Source organism: Desulfobulbus elongatus DSM 2908 (assembly GCF_000621145.1).
GTDB lineage: Bacteria > Desulfobacterota > Desulfobulbia > Desulfobulbales > Desulfobulbaceae > Desulfobulbus > Desulfobulbus elongatus.
In genome coordinates this window covers 1-15,183 of the sequence record NZ_JHZB01000014.1, presented here as the reverse complement: position 1 = coordinate 15,183, position 15,183 = coordinate 1, and the positions used below count along the sequence as shown (strand labels likewise).

Sequence of the window (15,183 nt, the reverse complement as noted above, 5' to 3'; positions counted from 1 at the left end):
CTGACCGCATCCCGGCCACCGGACGGCACCGCAGAGCACGCAAAGGACGACGACATGAGTAAGATGAAAGGTACCCAGGCCATTATCAAGTGCCTCCAGGAAGAGGGCGTGGAGCTTCTTTTCGGCTATCCCGGCGGCGCGGTCATTGAACTCTACGACGAGCTGTGCAAGAGCGACATCCGCCACATCCTGGTGCGCCACGAGCAGGGAGCGGTCCATGCGGCCGACGGCTTCGCCCGCTCCACCGGCAAGGTCGGCGTGGCGCTGCTCACCTCCGGCCCCGGCGCCACCAACGGCGTCACCGCCATCGCCACCGCCTACTGCGACTCGATTCCGCTAGTGGTCCTCACCGGCCAGGTGCCGCGCGCCCTGATCGGCAACGACGCCTTCCAGGAAGTCGACATCGTCGGCATCACCCGGCCCTGCACCAAGCACAACTACCTGGTGTACGATCCGGAAGAACTGATCCCGACCCTGCGCGAGGCCTTCTACCTCGCCGCTTCCGGCCGGCCCGGCCCGGTCCTGGTCGACCTGCCCAAGGACGTCATGGCCTCGCTGCTCACCTATCCGCCGAAAAAGCCGATCAAGATGCAGACCTACCAGCCCAACGTCAACCCGCATCCCAACCAGGTGGAAAAGGCCTGCCGCGCCTGCCTCCGGGCCAAACGGCCGGTGCTGTACGTGGGCGGCGGCGTCATCCTCTCCGGCGCGAATGAAGAGCTGACCACCCTGGCCCGGCGCCTCAACATTCCGGTGACCATGACCCTGATGGGTTTGGGCGGCTTTCCCGGCACCGATCCGCTGTCCCTGGGCATGCTCGGCATGCACGGCAGCTATGCCGCCAACATGTCGGTGGCCAAGAGCGACCTTTTGATCGCCGTGGGTTCGCGCTTCGACGACCGGGTGACCGGCCGGCTCGACGCCTTCGCCCCCCAGGCCAGGATCATCCACATCGACATCGATCCCTCCTCGATCAGCAAGAACGTCGGCGTCGATATCCCCATCGTCGCCGATTGCAAGCGGGCACTTCAGGCCATGAACGCCTGGCTCGATAAATCCGGCGACTTCAATCCCAGGGAGGTGGCCGAGTTGCACCAGCCCTGGATCGATCAGGTCAAGGAATGGGATGACAAGCACCCGCTGACCTACGTGGAGGACGGCGACGTCATCAAACCCCAGTATGTGATAGAGACCCTGCACAAGCTGACCGGCGGCGACGCCATCATCACCACCGAGGTCGGCCAGAACCAGATGTGGGCAGCCCAGTTCTACAAATTCAACCATCCCCGCCGCCTGCTGACCTCGGGCGGCCTCGGCACCATGGGCTACGGCCTGCCGGCGGCCATCGGCGCCCAGATGGCCTTTCCCGAGGCCACGGTCGTCGACGTGGCCGGCGACGGTTCGATCCAGATGAACATTCAGGAACTGGCCACGGCCCGCGAATGCGGCGCCCACGTCAAGATCGCCATCCTCAACAACAACTACCTCGGCATGGTGCGCCAGTGGCAGGAACTGTTCTACAACCGCCACTACGCCTCCACCGTGATGGAGATCACCCCGGATTTCGTCGCCCTGGCCCAGGCCTACGGCGCGGTCGGCCTGCGCGCCAGGACCAGGGCCGAGGTCGAGCCGGTCATCAGGGAGGCGCTGGCCACCAAGAACGTGGTGATCATGGACTTCTCCATCGCCCGGGAGGAAGGCGTCTTCCCCATGGTGCCGGCGGGCAAGGCCACCACCGAGATGCTTCTGGTCTGAACAGTGCCGACGCGCCCTTGCCCCGGATCAACAGAACAGTCCCAACCGTCGAACAGGACAACACCCATGAAACACACCCTGTCTGTTTTACTGCGCAACCGGCCCGGCGCGCTGTCGCGCGTGACCGGCCTTTTCAGCGGCCGCTGCTTCAACATCGAAAGCCTGTGCGTGGCCGAGACCTACGACCCCCAGATCTCCTGCCTGACCGTGGTCACCAGGGGCGAGGCGGCCATCATCGAGCAGATCACCAAGCAGCTGCACAAGCTGATCGACGTCATCAAGGTCAACGACGTCAGCGAGGGCGAGTTCGTCGAGCGGGAAATGGCGCTCATCCGGGTCAGGGCCGAGGCCGGCACCAGGGCCGAGGTCCTGCGGATTATCGACATCTTCCGCGGCAAGGTGGTGGACGTCAGTCCCAACTCCTATGCTTTGGAAATCACCGGTTCCGAGTCCAAGATCAAGGCGGTGATCGACATTCTCAAGCCGCTCGGGATCAAGGAAATCGTCCGCACCGGCAAGATCGCCATGGCGCGCGCGCCCAAGAAATAGCCGCCGCGTCACGGCCCGCAGCTCCGCAACCGCCCATTCCCTGCACCTTCATTTTCCCGGAGCCATCCCATGCAAAAAACCGAATTGCCCCTGGCCCTCGAAGGCTACCCCTTCATCCTCTTCTGCGCCTTTGCCACCCTGGTCCTGGCCCTGCTCGGCCTGATCGTCCCCGCCCTGGCCGGCCTGCTGCTCACCGGCTTCGTCACCTACTTTTTCCGCGACCCGACCCGGGTGCTGCCGGGACAGCCGGGCGCCATCGTCTGCCCGGCCGACGGCAAGGTCATCGTCGTGGACGAAATCGACGACGACCGTTTCCTGCAGGCGCGAGTGCGGAAGATCTCCATTTTCATGAATATCTTCAATGTCCACGTCAACCGTATCCCCCTGACCGGTACGGTGGAGCGGGTGGTCCTGTCTCCGGGCAAGTTTTACGCCGCCGACAAGGACAAGGCCGTCCTCCACAATGAATACTGCGCCCTGACCCTGAGCACCCCCAACCAGCAGCGCTACGCCGTGGTGCAGATCGCCGGCCTGATCGCCCGCCGCATCGTCTGCCGGGCGGAACCGGGCGACCGGGTGCTGGCCGGCGAGCGGTTCGGCCTGATCCGGCTCGGTTCGCGGGTCGACCTCTACCTGCCGCTTTCGGCACAGATCGCGGTCAAGGTCGGCGACACGGTCCGGGCCGGCGAGACCGCCCTCGGCGTGCTGCCGGCACGGTCCGAGGCGGACTCGCAGGAACCTATTGCCTAACTCGCCGACCTACCGTATAATATTTACATTCTATTCTCCGGTCATCCGTGCGGCCGCATGGATAACCGATCAGTGCACGCATCATCATACCGGAACCGTTTCGCAACGGTCCGATGCCAACGAGCCATCATGGAAAACACCGTCCCCGCCGCCCCGCCGCCCAACCGCTTTTACGTGGTGCCCTGCATGCTCACCATTTGCAGCCTGTTCAGCGGTTTCTACTCCATCGTTTCCTCTTTCAACGGCCATTTTTTCGCCGCCGCGGTGGCCATCCTGGTGGCCGCGGTCTTCGACGGCCTCGACGGCCGGGTGGCGCGGATGACGCATTCCACCTCGACCTTCGGCATGGAGTTGGATTCGCTCTGCGACATGGTCGCCTTCGGCGTGGCCCCCGGCGTGCTCGCCTATCTCTGGGCACTGACCCCGTACGGCCGCTACGGCTGGCTGGCCGCCTTTCTCTATGTGGCCGCCACCGCCCTGCGCCTGGCCCGCTTCAATTCCCAGACCGTGGCCAGCCCAAGCCACGACTTCACCGGCCTGCCCTGTCCGGCGGCGGCCGGCATGATCGCCACCTCGGTCATGTTCAGCACCCACGTCTTCAACACCACCACCACGGTCCAGCACATCATCCTGCTGCTGATGGTCTATCTGCTCTCCTATTTGATGGTCTCCACCCACCGCTATCTGAGCTTCAAGCACATGGACATTTCCAGGGAGAAGCGGTTCCAGTTGATCGTCGGCCTCATCCTCCTGCTCATCCTGCTGGCCAGCGAGCCGCCCATCACCCTGTTCGTGGCCTCCGCCCTCTACATTCTTTCCGGTCCGGTCCTGGCTATCAAAACCCGGCTGCGCAAAAAGCGGCCGGAACCGGTCAGGCAGGAAAACTCATTTGACTGAAATCCCGCTTTTTCGAGGATTGCCGTGCGCATCACCGGCGGCAGCGCCAGGGGCCGCAAGCTGACCTCGCCCCGTTCCGACCGGATCCGCCCGACCTGCGACCGGGTGCGCGAAGCCCTGTTCAACATTGTCGGCCAACGGATCGTCGGCAGCAGGGTGCTCGACCTCTTCGCCGGCACCGGCGCCATCGGCGTCGAGGCCCTGAGCCGGGGAGCGGCCTCGGTCCTGTTCGTCGATCAGTCGCCCGCGGCGGGCCGGCTGATCGAAACCAACCTCCGCGCCTGTCTTGTCCAGCCCCGCGCCGCCTTCCTCGCCCTCAACCTCGCCACCATCCCGCATCTGCACGCATTGCAGGCCGCCGTCGCCGCCGGCCGTTTCGATCTGGCGATCATGGACCCGCCCTACCAGAAAAATCTGGCGCAACGGGTTCTGGCAATGGTAGAAGAAGCGGACATCCTGGCGGAAGGCGGCCTGATGGTCGTGGAGGAGCACCGCAGCGTCGCCCTTCCCGAAGCGGTCGCCTCCCTCGCCCTCATCGATCACCGCCGCTATGGAGAAACCGGGTTGTGGTTCTACGCGCCGCAACCGGCAGCACACCAGCCATGAATGACAGCCAACCGCCAGCCACGGTCGGGGCAGGCCACGGACCGCTCTGCGTCGCCCTCTATCCGGGCACCTTCGACCCGATCACCAACGGCCACATCAACATCATCGAGCGCGGCCTGCACCTCTTCGACCGGATCATCGTCACTATCGCCGTCAATGTGCAGAAAGTGCCGCTGTTTTCCCTGGAAGAACGGCTGGATATGATCGAAAAATGCTTCCCAGATTCCGATCGGGTTTCGGTCGGTTTCACCGACGGCCTGATCGTCGACTACGCCCTGCGCCACAATGCGCAGACCATCATCCGCGGCCTCCGGGCCGTCTCCGATTTCGACTATGAGTTTCAGTTGGCGCTGATGAACAGGCGGCTCGAGCGCTCGGTGGACACAGTCTTTCTCATGACCGGTTTCCGCTGGATCTTCATCAGTTCGACCGGCATCAAGAACGCGGCCCGGTGCAAGGGCAACATCACCGGCCTGGTTCCCGAGCACGTGGAGAGGGCCTTGCAGGAAAAATTCAGCTGATGGCACCTCCGGTTCGCGGCGCAGCCAGCGCCTCCGATCCCACGAGCGGCCGGCGCGAGATTCTGATCCGCTGGCTGCACTGGGCGGCCGCCGCCGGGGCGGCGCTTGTTCTCTATCCCCTGCTCCGCTTCAGCGGCCACCGGATTCCCCCCAGGCCCCGGCTGGTGGAGGTGCCCGCGCCCCTGCCGATAAGCGGCGTCCACACCGCCCACGACTTTCTCCTCTTCGCCACCCCCGAGGGTGCCATCGCCGTCTCCCGGACCTGCACCCATCTCGGCTGCCGGATCAGCTATCAGGAGGACAAGCAGTACATCGAGTGTCCCTGCCACCACAGCCGCTTCACCCCGGACGGCACGCGCATCGCGGGACCGGCGGAAAAAAACCTTCCCCGGTACGAGGTCACCCTGAAAAAGGACGGCGAGGGACGGGTGACCGCCTATGTGGTGCACCTCTGATGCCGTCCCGGTGGCGACAATTGGCGGCCGGGCCGCTACGCTGGCTGCTGGCCCACCGCTGGGGAGGCGGTTCGCTGATCAGCCTGCTGCTCTCGATCGGCTCGGGCATCGTGGTGGCCCTGCAATACGATCCCGCCGCGCCGTTCTATTCGACCGGCGCCATCGAGCTGGTGGTGCCGTACGGCTCCTTCTGGCGGGCGCTGCACTACTATTCGAGCCAGGCGTTCTTTCTGCTGCTGCTGGCGCACGTGGCCGTGGTTCTGTGGAAAAATGAGGAGCAATTCCGGCGCGGCCCCTGGATTCGGCTCTGCGCCACCGTGCCCTGCGGCCTGCTGCTGCTGTTCACCGGCTATGTGCTCCGGGGCGACGCCACCGGCGAGGCGGCCGGCGCCATCGCCGAACACATCTGCCTGTCCGTGCCGCTGGTCGGCGAGCCGCTCAACGATCTCCTCTTCGATCTGTCCGACAGCGGCCTGCGCAAGGTTTACGCGCATCATGTCATCGGCCTGGTGGCGCTGGGCTTCATGGCCGCCTGGCCCCATCTCCGCCGGTACACCGCCCGCTGGCGTTCGCACCTGGTGCTGGTCCTGGTCACCGTGCTGGCGGCCGTCGCCGTGCCCGCGCCCATGGAACCGAACCGGTTCGGCCTGCTGTTCATTGCCGGCCCCTGGTTTTTCCTCGGCCTTCAGGAACTGCTCCGCTTTCTGCCGCCCTTTGTCGCCGGCGTGCTGATTCCCCTGCTGCCGCTCCTTCTGCTCTTCTGGCTGCCCACCGCCACCCGGCCCCGCGCCTGGACCCTGCTCGCCATCGGCTGCTGGCTGCTCGCCTACGGCATTTTCACCGCGCTCTGCCTCCTGCGGCTCTGACCCGGATTACCGGCGACATCAATCCACCCGGAGCAGGGTCAGCCGCTCCGGCGCCAGAAACCGGTCCAGCAGGACCTCGCCGTCCAGATAGTCGATGGCGGTCTCAGCCGAGCCGGCCACCTGCAGGTACACCGACTCCACCGCCTCGCCGTAACGCGCCAGGGTATAGCGAGTCCGCAGCACGGACTGGTTTTCCTGAACCGAGGCCCGCAGGCTGGCCGGTTCCGGCAATTCGTTCGGGGCGACCAGGGCGGACTGCGCCCGGGCGATAACCAGCCGGCGCAGGACGATTTCTTGCAACGGTTCGTCGAGCCGGCCGAAATCGATCCGGCCTTCCCGGATCCAGGCGGCCAGCACCCGGAGGACATCGTCTTTTCCGGGACAACGGCCATAGGCGGCCAGATTGCGGTGCAAGCCTTCATGGGCCGCCCGTTCGATCTGGACGCCGCCGAGCCAGTCCAGGGGCACATCCAGCCGCTCGTAAGTCCAGGGCAGATCGACGCCCCCGCCGCCGGTACGGGGCACGATCTCCGGCAGGTTGCGGCCGAAGACCGGCACGCCGAGGGACCAGGGTTCGAGAAAGGCCATGCCGAACCCCTCGGCCACGCTGGTGGTCACGGCCACATCCGCCCGGCGCAGCAGTTCGGCGAAACTCGGACCGCCCGGCCCCACCATCTCGAACTGAACCGGCAGTCCCAGTTCACCGGCCAGCAGCCGCCAGAACCGGTAGCGGGGCTGCTCCGCCGGATTCTCCGGTCCCGAGGTGGTGCCGAAACGGGTATCCCTGGGGGCCAGTGCCGACCAGAGCAGGAATTCGCCCAGATTCTTGCGGCGGATGGCGCGGGTGGGATAAAGCCAGAACGGCTCCTGCCCAGCGGCAACAGGCGACGCCTCCCACTTCACCGGCCCCAGGTCCACCGGGTTGAGCAGCAAATGGACGTGGCCGACATCGAGCCCGGCTTCCCGCAGAAACCGGTAATCGCGGCGATTGAGCACGGCGTAGTGGAGATGCTCGCCCCGGGGATAGAGGAGACGGGCGAGGGTCTGCTGCCGGCCCGCCGCCATGGCGGCGAGCATGGCCCGGTAGTTGGCCGGCCGGCCATCCTCGGCAAAATCGTGGAGCTGGAACAGAAACCGCTCGCCCCGGGCGGCGAGGCATCGCAGGGCCAGGGGCAGGACGAGGTTCTTGCCCAGGCTGTGATTGTGCACGTGCCAGAGATCGGGCGGTCCGCCCAGGGCCGCACTGGCCGCGGCCCGCATCTGGTCGGCCAGTTCGTCGGGAGACACGGAAGGGCGATCGGCCTCGTACTGGAGGCCGGGCACGACCCGGAAATCGCCCGCATCCGAAACCGCCGGCGGCTTGCCGATCAGGGCCACGGTGGCGATGCCCCGCCGGCCGAGCGCCTTTTGCTGGTGACAGACGATCCGAGTCACCCCGCCCCCTTGCAGATGATAGTGCACCAACGCAACCCGCATGGTCACTCCTCCGCAACGACCGCAGCCGCTCCGGCCGGTTGCGCCGCCACGGGCCGGGAACAGGGCCGGTCATCCCGCCCGGCATGCCGCTGCCGGTAGGCCGCCACCGTCCGCAGCGGTGGCCGCTCCTGTTCCGCAACGACGCAGGTCGCCTTACGGAAGGCGCCGTCCTCCCGGACGAACTGACGAAGCAGGCAGCCGTCCGCCGCCCGTTCGACCCCATGCCCGCGCCGCCGCAGCCGCCGCTCCAGCACCTGGAGAATGGCGCAGGCCATGCGACCCAGTTCGTCGTTGCTCCGATTGCGGTGGTAGCGCTGCCCCAGATCGGTCTGGGCGAAGACGGAGAGGCCGTGGTGGGCATGGAGGTCGATGAGATGGGCCGCCTCGACGCCGTAGCCCACCGGAAAGGGGACAGTTGCCAACAGAGAGCGCCGGGCCGCGAACTCGCCGGCCAGGGGTTGGATGAAACTGGTCAGCTCGGGGAAGTGCAGGGACAGAAACGGCCGCACCAGGATCTCGGTCACCCGGCCGCCTCCGGTCGGGGCGCCGCTGCTGCGGCCGGCGGGCCGATCGTAGCAGGCCTTGACGTAGCCGATCTCGGGATGGAGAAGAAGCGGCCCCGCCAGGCCGGTGACGAAGCGCGGGTGCATGTTGGCGATGTCGGCATCGAGCGCGATGAGGATATCGCCCGAGAGCCGGTACAGCGCCTTCCATAGGTTCTCGCCCTTGCCGCGGGCCGGCCCCGCTTCCGGCAGGATGTCCGCCGCCCGGTATACGTCGGCGCCCGCCGCCCTGGCCCGCTCCTGGGTTCCATCGGTGGAACCGGAATCAAACACGGCGATTTCGTCCACGAGCTGCGCATCCCGTAGCGGCAGCAACGGAGCCAGCACGGTTTCGATGGTCTGCGCTTCGTTCAGCGTGGGGATGACCAGCGACAGCCGCAGCCCCTGGGCGCGCTTCAGCCGGACCAGGGCGACGATGTCGGCGAACTGCCGATGGTGGAAGGTCCGGGCTGACAACCATCTCTCCGCTCTGTCCATGGGCCTCCTGCAACCTGGTCCCGTGCCTGCGCACTCCGGAAAACTCGGCTCGAAAATTGAATTATTTCAAATCTATGAACGACACCCCCGGTCCGTCAAGGGGCGGCGATGACGACAGCGATGAAAACATGCTGGCGACGGCCGGCCGGAGACGAAGACCGGTTTGCGTTTTGACTTTGCCCCATCGATGGAATATCCTGCACGGTGATCGGGCGGCCTTGGAATGGATAAAATCTCCTCTCTTTAACTCACCGCGCCCCGGACGGAAAAAGGAGGGCAATGAACGCAATAACGCCGGCAAGACACGCACAGATACAAGACAAAATAGCCCGGATTGAAAGTGAAAGGAATGTCGCCATCATGCTTGCCGTCGAATCCGGCTCGCGGGCCTGGGGCTTTGCCTCGACCTACCATTATCTGAACATGGCCAAGGGGAACTTTCGCGAATACCTGCAAGGGGAAAACGTCAAACTGAAGAAATATTTCTACGTCCTGCGCCCCATCCTGGCATGCGCCTGGATACACGCCCACAACGAACCCCCGCCCATGGAATTCGACCGGCTCCTGGCCACCATCGACGATCCGTCTCTCCTGCGGGAAATCCAGGCCCTGCTGCACCGGAAGAAATCCGGGGATGAATTGAAGCAGGGCCGGAAGATTGCCAGCATCAACCGTTTTCTCGAAGAACAGATCGGAGCGTTCGAGCAGATCGCCTCCCGGTACGATCCCGGCAGCAAGCCGCATCCGGAATTCCTCGACCGGCTCCTCTGGACCATCGTCACCGAGCCGCTGCCCGCGTCCTCCTGCCCCGCCGGGCAGGGTTGAGGCTGGCCATGCTGCTCAGCTGGAACGAAATCAGATCCCGCGCCCTGGCTTTTTCGAGGGAATGGGCCGACACCACCTCCGAGGAGGCCGAGGCCAAATCCTTCTGGGACGACTTTTTCAACATCTTCGGCATCAGCCGCAAGCGCGTCGCCGCCTTCGAGGAGCCGGTCAAGAAACTCGGCGACAAGCAGGGCTTCATCGATCTGTTCTGGAAGGGCCTGCTCCTGGTCGAGCACAAGTCGCGCGGCCGGAGCCTGGATCGCGCCTACACCCAGGCCCTCGACTACTTTCCCGGCATCGCCGAGCGCGACCTGCCCAAGTACGTGCTGGTGTCCGATTTCGCCCGCTTTCGCCTCTACGACCTCGAAGAAAACGAGCAGCACGAATTCGCCCTGCGCGACCTCCACAAGCACGTCCGTCTGTTCGGCTTCGTCGCCGGCTATCAGGCCCACAAAATCGGGGAGCAGGACCCGGTCAACATCAGGGCTGCCGAGCGCATGGGCAGCCTGCACGACCGCATGAAGGCGGTGGGCTACGACGGCCATCCCTTGGAGATCTACCTGGTGCGCATCCTCTTCTGCCTCTTTGCCGAGGACACCGGCATCTTCGAGCGCCAGCAGTTCCAGGACTACATCGAGCAGCGCACCGCCGAGGACGGCTCCGACCTGGCCCACCACCTTGGCACCCTGTTCCATGTGCTCAACACGCCGCCGGCCAAACGGCTGACCGTGCTCGACGAGCAGTTGGCCGCCTTTCCTTATGTCAACGGCAAGCTGTTCGCCGAACTGCTGCCGCCCGCGGCCTTCGATCGGGGCATGCGCCAGGCCCTGCTCGACTGCTGCACCCTGGACTGGAGCCGCATTTCGCCGGCCATCTTCGGCTCGCTCTTCCAGTCGATCATGGACAAGAAAGCCCGGCGCAATCTGGGCGCCCACTACACCAGCGAGGCCAATATCCTCAAACTGATCCGGCCGCTGTTTCTCGACGGCCTGCGCGAGGAGTTCGCGCGGGTCAGGCACAACCGCGCCCGGCTGTTCGAGTTCCACAAGAAGCTGCGTCGACTCACCTTTCTCGACCCGGCCTGCGGCTGCGGCAACTTCCTGGTCATCGCCTACCGCGAACTGCGCCTGCTGGAGTTGGACGTGCTCCGCGCCTCCCGCGATCCCCGCCAGCAACTGCTCGCGGTCCATTCACTGATCCAACTCGACGTCGACCAGTTCTACGGCATCGAGATCGAGGAATTTCCGGCCCAGATCGCCCAGGTGGCCCTGTGGCTGATGGATCACCAGATGAACCAGCTGGTCTCCGAGGAATTCGGCCTCTACTTCGCCCGCATCCCGCTGCAATCGAGCGCCAACATCGTCTGCGCCAACGCCCTGCGCCTCGACTGGAACGAGGTGATCCCGGCAGAGCGCCTCACCTGTATTTTGGGCAACCCGCCGTTTGTCGGACATCACTATCAGAGCGCAACGCAGAAAGTCGACCAGACTCAGACAATGCGTGAGATCAGCGCTCACGGCGTTCTTGATTTTGTGTCGAACTGGTATGTCAAAGCTACAGAATATATGCTGGCCAACCGTGCCATCGAAACCGCACTTGTCTCCACCAGTTCAATTACCCAAGGGGAGCAGGCTGGTCTTCTCTGGCCGTACCTGTTGGCAAAGGGAGTGCGTATTAATTTTGCCCATCGCACCTTCCAGTGGAGCAGTGAGGCAAGGGGCAAGGCGGCGGTGCATTGTGTGATCGTTGGTTTTGCCTTGTTCAACCGAACGGCGAAATGGTTGTTCGAGTATGAGGATATCAAAAGAGAACCCCAAGCCATCAAGGCAAGCAACATCAACCCCTATTTGGTCGATGCGCCGGATTTGATTGTCAGTAACAGAAATGTCCCTTTGTGCAAGGTGCCCAAAATGAGTTGGGGCAACAAACCCACCGATGGGGGTCATCTCCTCCTTTCTCCAGCGGAAAGGCAAGAACTGTTGGTGTTGGAGCCAGGTGCGGGACCATACGTGCGCCGATATATGAGCGGTGGCGATTTCCTGAAGAATGAGGAACGTTACTGTCTGTGGCTGGTTGATGTGCCGCCGCAGGAGTTGAAAAAATTGCCGCACATCATGAGCAGGGTGGAAGAGGTCCGGAAAAGCAGACTCGCCAGCAAAGCGGCAAGCACGCGGGCGTATGCGGACCATCCAACCCTGTTTCGGCAGATTGCCCAGCCTGCTTCAGATTATCTTGCCATTCCCGAGGTTTCGTCGGAACGGCGTAGATATATCCCCATGGCTTACTTGTCAAAAGAGGTCATTTGCAGCAACAAAATCCAGTTTGTTCCCGATGCAACGTTATTTCACTTTGGCGTTTTGCAAAGCATCATGCACATGGCTTGGGCGAGAACTGTATGTGGTCGTTTAAAAAGCGATTACAGTTACTCAAACACCATCGTCTACAACAATTTCCCCTGGCCGGAAAATCCGACCGACAAGCAGAAACAGGCCATCGAGGCTGCGGCCCAGGGTGTGCTCGACGCCCGCGCCGACTTTCCCGAGGCGTCGCTGGCCGACCTCTACGATCCGCTCACCATGCCGCCGGTGCTGCTCAAGGCGCATCAGGCGCTCGACCGGGCGGTGGATGCGGCCTACGGGAAAAAAGGCTTTGCCACGGAGGCGGAGCGGGTCGCCTTTTTGTTCGAACTGTACCGGCAATACACAAGCTCACCCGGCCCCGCATGACGGAGCGGGCCAAAATGGCGGGCTGAAATGAAATAGCCGATCGGATCTGATCGGATCGGAAAAAAATCGAGCGTGTCGGGTCGAACTGTTGGTGCTGAGCGCAGCGAAGCCCAACATTCAGCTGGTTGAGCGCCAGCGAGTTTTCCGATACGCCGTGTGGTCTCGCGCTACGCTGCTCGCCACACCGCTTCCGCCCTGACCGAGAAGCGCAAGAAAGCCCGAGGAGCCTTAAGCAGCGGGGTGCTCTTTTCTTGATGTCAGGCGAGCGAAGAAGGAAGGCCGCTTGAACAGGATGGCCAGCACTCCCCAAATAAGGCCGATGAGCACGCCAAGAGGTGACAGCAGGATCAGGACGATCGGCACGGCAATCATGGTGACAATGGAAGCGGCGCAGAATTCGCCCGTGGCCCACCACAGGGGAACAAACATTGCGAAAGAGACCGCCGTGGCTATAGAGGTGGCGGCGAAATCAATCGAGTCGTTCGTTTTCATAGCAAGACAGGTAACATTGGCCGCCTTTCATGTCAAACTCCATGGCCCTATCCCTCGTCATCGACGCGGTCCTCCCAACAACGGTTCAGCACGTTGGCTTGAGCGCAGCGAAGCCCAACGAACTGAAGAGTGTCTGCACGAACAAAAGGACCGGGGCGGTGGTGTATATGGCAGGTGAGGCAAGGCCGGGACGGCTCACACCCCGGCGCGCAGGCACCTCATGACAGGGTGGCCCCCCTAGTGCGATGCGCCCTGCACAAAATAGACTCCGTTGCCCCACAGCAAAGGTCAAAGGCGGCGATAAGGCGCCCTCCGGTGTGCACGGCACGTTGGTGCTGAGCGCAGCGAAGCCCAACTTTACTGGCGGCTAAATAAGCGCGTCTGCCTCCAGGGATTTGGGATCGTCCCAGCCGGCCTTGACATAGTCGATCTCGGCGCCGGTTTCCAGGGCGCGGCGGAATAGCTCATTGAACTGTTCGGCGATGAGGTCGGGCGCGGTGAAAGAGCAGACCATGCCGAACCGCCGTGTATAGGCGTTGAACAGAGCGCCATCCATTTTCGACCAACCATCGAAGGCCGCCATGTGCACCTCATGCGGAAAAGGGTGATGTAACCATTGAAAATGTAGACGGCGCGACCGGAAAAAACAAGGATCAAGAAATGCCCGCCATTGTAACAACGGCCGGCCCAACCGATGGGGGCCGCTCAAACATTGCAAGGGGCAGCCTCTGCACGATACCGGCCGGTTGATGAACTCGATCACCAGGTAGCGCAGCCGGGATTGATTGATGGCAGGAAAAACGCGTAGCCCGTTGGGTTAGGCGAAGCGAAGTCCAACGTTCAGATGTCCCGCCCTTATGTATTGGGAACTCCGTACCCGTTCCGCCGGCCGGGCAGCGGGATGGAGTCCCTTGACAGATGGAGCGGATGAACGTAATCTTCTGCAAAATTCGTCAATTGCCGCTGACAGAACGCTCTCTGTCTTGTTATTGGCTGGAGCCATGCGCTGGAATCTTCCACTCGTTTTTCTCGCTCTTTGCGCCGGACCAGGTATCTATGTCCTGCTGTCCCTGTTGCAGCCCAGCAAACTGCTGGTCACGGGCATTACCCTGGGCCTGCCGCTGCTTATGATCGTCGCCAGGGGAGCAGCGGCCATGTTTCGGCTCCTGTTTCCTTGACGGTTTTACCAGGCAATCAAGCGCGATCAGGCGGGAAAAAGTGCCAGAAACCGTTTTGAAAGCCAAAGCGAGTTGTATCGCCCCCTGGCTTACCTCTCGATTTCTCAACTCAATTAAATTGGTTTTCCTGCAGCGAAGGATGCGGTTTGGCCCTGGACTGATCACCGCATCCGGGCGATCGTGCCGCCAGGGCGGTATAGGTCGTGGTTTTTCCGCTTTTCAGTCCCATTGACCGCGCCATGCTCCGTTAACATGGCGTCTATTCCCCAGCCTTTGTTTTTTACGCCTTTTCACCTGGATTTTGTCTGGGTGGCGCCGGGACTCCACAACCAGCATCCGGTGGCGGATATCGGTACCGACGGGACAACGTGTTGGCCGTACGAACCGAACAGACCGAGATTGCCCCTTTTCTTCCGCCAAGCAAACACTCCCCAGCGATAGTCGCCGCCGCTTCGTCGAGCCGCGTCCGCCCCGCAACTCAAGGATAGCTCTGGCCGGTGGGGCGGATCGTGACCTCGTTGACGTGCACGTGGGCCGGCAGGGTGAGCAGCCAGCGGATGCCCTCGGCGATGTCGCCCGGTTCGAGCAGAGTGCCGAACTGGGCGGAGAAGGTGCCGAAATTTTTCTCGTCGTAGCCCGCCACCTGCTGAAATTCCGAGGTGACGATGCCAGGCATCACCAGCGTGACCCGCACGCCGTGACCGCAGAGTTCGCGGCGCAGGCCTTCCACCAATCCGGCCACCGCGAACTTGGTGATTATCCACAAATAATTTGCTCGCAATTTTCCCACCTCCAGCTAATATCCGTTGAAACCAAGCAACGGGGGGAGAAATGGCACGCATCAAAACCTGGGAAATTTCGGATGCATTCTGGGCGATCGTTGAACCGTTGATCCCCACAGATCTGCGAGAAGCCGGAAAAGAATATACTCGTAAGCCGGGCGGCGGCCGAAAGCCGAAGTATTCGAACCGACTCTTTTTCTCCGCAATAGTGTACGTCCTGAGGACAGGAATCATCTGGAACGCCTTGCCGCGTGAGAAATTTGAA

General features: G+C 63.0%; 17 protein-coding genes. 12 read left to right on the top strand and 5 right to left on the bottom strand.

Annotation, left to right across the window (positions count from 1 at the left end):
- Nucleotides 1-54 precede the first annotated feature (54 nt).
- The 8 genes from ilvB (at nucleotide 55) to Q362_RS0108140 (ending at nucleotide 6,399) form a co-directional block, all read left to right on the top strand.
- A complete protein-coding gene (gene ilvB, locus Q362_RS0108175; RefSeq protein WP_028318281.1) occupies nucleotides 55-1,755 on the top strand; it encodes a biosynthetic-type acetolactate synthase large subunit in 1,701 nt (566 codons plus the stop codon).
- Between the two features lie 66 nt (nucleotides 1,756-1,821).
- Entirely contained in the window at nucleotides 1,822-2,304 is a 483-nt protein-coding gene (ilvN, locus tag Q362_RS0108170; protein ID WP_028318280.1) for an acetolactate synthase small subunit, read from the top strand.
- A gap of 69 nt (nucleotides 2,305-2,373) precedes the next feature.
- Nucleotides 2,374-3,054: a phosphatidylserine decarboxylase family protein gene (locus Q362_RS0108165; RefSeq protein ID WP_028318279.1), complete on the top strand. Its 681-nt coding sequence runs from the start codon at nucleotides 2,374-2,376 to the stop codon at nucleotides 3,052-3,054.
- 129 nt (nucleotides 3,055-3,183) lie between these two features.
- Nucleotides 3,184-3,951, top strand: a complete 768-nt coding sequence (pssA, locus tag Q362_RS0108160; RefSeq protein ID WP_028318278.1) for a CDP-diacylglycerol--serine O-phosphatidyltransferase — start codon at nucleotides 3,184-3,186, stop codon at nucleotides 3,949-3,951.
- A gap of 24 nt (nucleotides 3,952-3,975) precedes the next feature.
- Nucleotides 3,976-4,557 (top strand): 16S rRNA (guanine(966)-N(2))-methyltransferase RsmD, encoded by a 582-nt coding sequence (rsmD, locus tag Q362_RS0108155; protein ID WP_028318277.1) that lies wholly within the window; start codon nucleotides 3,976-3,978, stop codon nucleotides 4,555-4,557.
- On the top strand, nucleotides 4,554-5,078 hold the full coding sequence (coaD, locus tag Q362_RS0108150; RefSeq protein WP_028318276.1) for a pantetheine-phosphate adenylyltransferase: 525 nt from the start codon (nucleotides 4,554-4,556) through the stop codon (nucleotides 5,076-5,078). The genes rsmD and coaD overlap by 4 nt, the downstream gene beginning before the upstream one ends.
- Entirely contained in the window at nucleotides 5,078-5,533 is a 456-nt protein-coding gene (locus Q362_RS19790; RefSeq protein ID WP_035216118.1) for a QcrA and Rieske domain-containing protein, read from the top strand. Before coaD ends, Q362_RS19790 begins: the two co-directional genes overlap by 1 nt.
- Entirely contained in the window at nucleotides 5,533-6,399 is an 867-nt protein-coding gene (locus Q362_RS0108140) for a cytochrome b N-terminal domain-containing protein (RefSeq protein ID WP_028318275.1), read from the top strand. The genes Q362_RS19790 and Q362_RS0108140 overlap by 1 nt, the downstream gene beginning before the upstream one ends.
- 18 nt (nucleotides 6,400-6,417) lie before the next feature.
- Here the strand turns inward: Q362_RS0108140 and Q362_RS0108135 are convergent, their stop codons facing one another.
- Together Q362_RS0108135 and Q362_RS19785 are read right to left on the bottom strand one after the other, a co-directional pair.
- Complete coding sequence (locus tag Q362_RS0108135) at nucleotides 6,418-7,875, bottom strand: glycosyltransferase (RefSeq protein ID WP_028318274.1); 1,458 nt, start codon at nucleotides 7,873-7,875, stop codon at nucleotides 6,418-6,420.
- A 2-nt stretch (nucleotides 7,876-7,877) separates the two neighbouring features.
- Entirely contained in the window at nucleotides 7,878-8,915 is a 1,038-nt protein-coding gene (locus Q362_RS19785) for a glucosyl-3-phosphoglycerate synthase (protein ID WP_035216113.1), read from the bottom strand.
- Between the two features lie 279 nt (nucleotides 8,916-9,194).
- Here Q362_RS19785 and Q362_RS19780 point away from each other — a divergent pair, with 279 nt between their 5' ends.
- Both Q362_RS19780 and Q362_RS0108120 read left to right on the top strand, forming a co-directional pair.
- On the top strand, nucleotides 9,195-9,740 hold the full coding sequence (locus tag Q362_RS19780; protein WP_084312454.1) for a DNA polymerase beta superfamily protein: 546 nt from the start codon (nucleotides 9,195-9,197) through the stop codon (nucleotides 9,738-9,740).
- A gap of 8 nt (nucleotides 9,741-9,748) precedes the next feature.
- Nucleotides 9,749-12,466 (top strand): class I SAM-dependent DNA methyltransferase, encoded by a 2,718-nt coding sequence (locus tag Q362_RS0108120; RefSeq protein ID WP_028318272.1) that lies wholly within the window; start codon nucleotides 9,749-9,751, stop codon nucleotides 12,464-12,466.
- Nucleotides 12,467-12,694: 228 nt separating this feature from the next.
- On the opposite strand, the gene Q362_RS0108115 is transcribed toward Q362_RS0108120, so the two are convergent.
- Complete coding sequence (locus Q362_RS0108115; RefSeq protein WP_028318271.1) at nucleotides 12,695-12,958, bottom strand: hypothetical protein; 264 nt, start codon at nucleotides 12,956-12,958, stop codon at nucleotides 12,695-12,697.
- 367 nt (nucleotides 12,959-13,325) lie between these two features.
- Nucleotides 13,326-13,541, bottom strand: coding sequence for a hypothetical protein (locus Q362_RS0108110; RefSeq protein ID WP_028318270.1), 216 nt, complete (start codon nucleotides 13,539-13,541; stop codon nucleotides 13,326-13,328).
- 418 nt (nucleotides 13,542-13,959) lie between these two features.
- On the opposite strand from Q362_RS0108110, the gene Q362_RS23515 reads away from it, so the two are divergent.
- Nucleotides 13,960-14,136: a hypothetical protein gene (locus tag Q362_RS23515; protein WP_157469971.1), complete on the top strand. Its 177-nt coding sequence runs from the start codon at nucleotides 13,960-13,962 to the stop codon at nucleotides 14,134-14,136.
- 478 nt (nucleotides 14,137-14,614) lie between these two features.
- On the opposite strand, the gene Q362_RS19775 is transcribed toward Q362_RS23515, so the two are convergent.
- Nucleotides 14,615-14,902: an SDR family NAD(P)-dependent oxidoreductase gene (locus Q362_RS19775; RefSeq protein WP_211248466.1), complete on the bottom strand. Its 288-nt coding sequence runs from the start codon at nucleotides 14,900-14,902 to the stop codon at nucleotides 14,615-14,617.
- A gap of 65 nt (nucleotides 14,903-14,967) precedes the next feature.
- Here Q362_RS19775 and Q362_RS0108095 point away from each other — a divergent pair.
- On the top strand, nucleotides 14,968-15,183 hold a 216-nt coding region (locus tag Q362_RS0108095), incomplete at its 3' end, for a transposase (protein WP_028318344.1).

What these genes read in the sequence shown, in the direction of transcription:
- Q362_RS23515 (WP_157469971.1), top strand. Translation starts at nt 13,960, where the DNA reads ATGCGCTGGAATCTTCCACTCGTTTTTCTCGCTCTTTGCGCCGGACCA.
- Q362_RS0108115 (WP_028318271.1), bottom strand. Translation starts at nt 12,958, where the DNA reads ATGAAAACGAACGACTCGATTGATTTCGCCGCCACCTCTATAGCCACG.
- Q362_RS0108140 (WP_028318275.1), top strand. Translation starts at nt 5,533, where the DNA reads ATGCCGTCCCGGTGGCGACAATTGGCGGCCGGGCCGCTACGCTGGCTG.
- coaD (WP_028318276.1), top strand. Translation starts at nt 4,554, where the DNA reads ATGAATGACAGCCAACCGCCAGCCACGGTCGGGGCAGGCCACGGACCG.
- ilvB (WP_028318281.1), top strand. Translation starts at nt 55, where the DNA reads ATGAGTAAGATGAAAGGTACCCAGGCCATTATCAAGTGCCTCCAGGAA.
- ilvN (WP_028318280.1), top strand. Translation starts at nt 1,822, where the DNA reads ATGAAACACACCCTGTCTGTTTTACTGCGCAACCGGCCCGGCGCGCTG.
- pssA (WP_028318278.1), top strand. Translation starts at nt 3,184, where the DNA reads ATGGAAAACACCGTCCCCGCCGCCCCGCCGCCCAACCGCTTTTACGTG.
- Q362_RS19790 (WP_035216118.1), top strand. Translation starts at nt 5,078, where the DNA reads ATGGCACCTCCGGTTCGCGGCGCAGCCAGCGCCTCCGATCCCACGAGC.
- Q362_RS0108165 (WP_028318279.1), top strand. Translation starts at nt 2,374, where the DNA reads ATGCAAAAAACCGAATTGCCCCTGGCCCTCGAAGGCTACCCCTTCATC.
- Q362_RS0108120 (WP_028318272.1), top strand. Translation starts at nt 9,749, where the DNA reads ATGCTGCTCAGCTGGAACGAAATCAGATCCCGCGCCCTGGCTTTTTCG.
- Q362_RS19780 (WP_084312454.1), top strand. Translation starts at nt 9,195, where the DNA reads ATGAACGCAATAACGCCGGCAAGACACGCACAGATACAAGACAAAATA.
- Q362_RS0108110 (WP_028318270.1), bottom strand. Translation starts at nt 13,541, where the DNA reads ATGGCGGCCTTCGATGGTTGGTCGAAAATGGATGGCGCTCTGTTCAAC.
- Q362_RS19785 (WP_035216113.1), bottom strand. Translation starts at nt 8,915, where the DNA reads ATGGACAGAGCGGAGAGATGGTTGTCAGCCCGGACCTTCCACCATCGG.
- Q362_RS0108135 (WP_028318274.1), bottom strand. Translation starts at nt 7,875, where the DNA reads ATGCGGGTTGCGTTGGTGCACTATCATCTGCAAGGGGGCGGGGTGACT.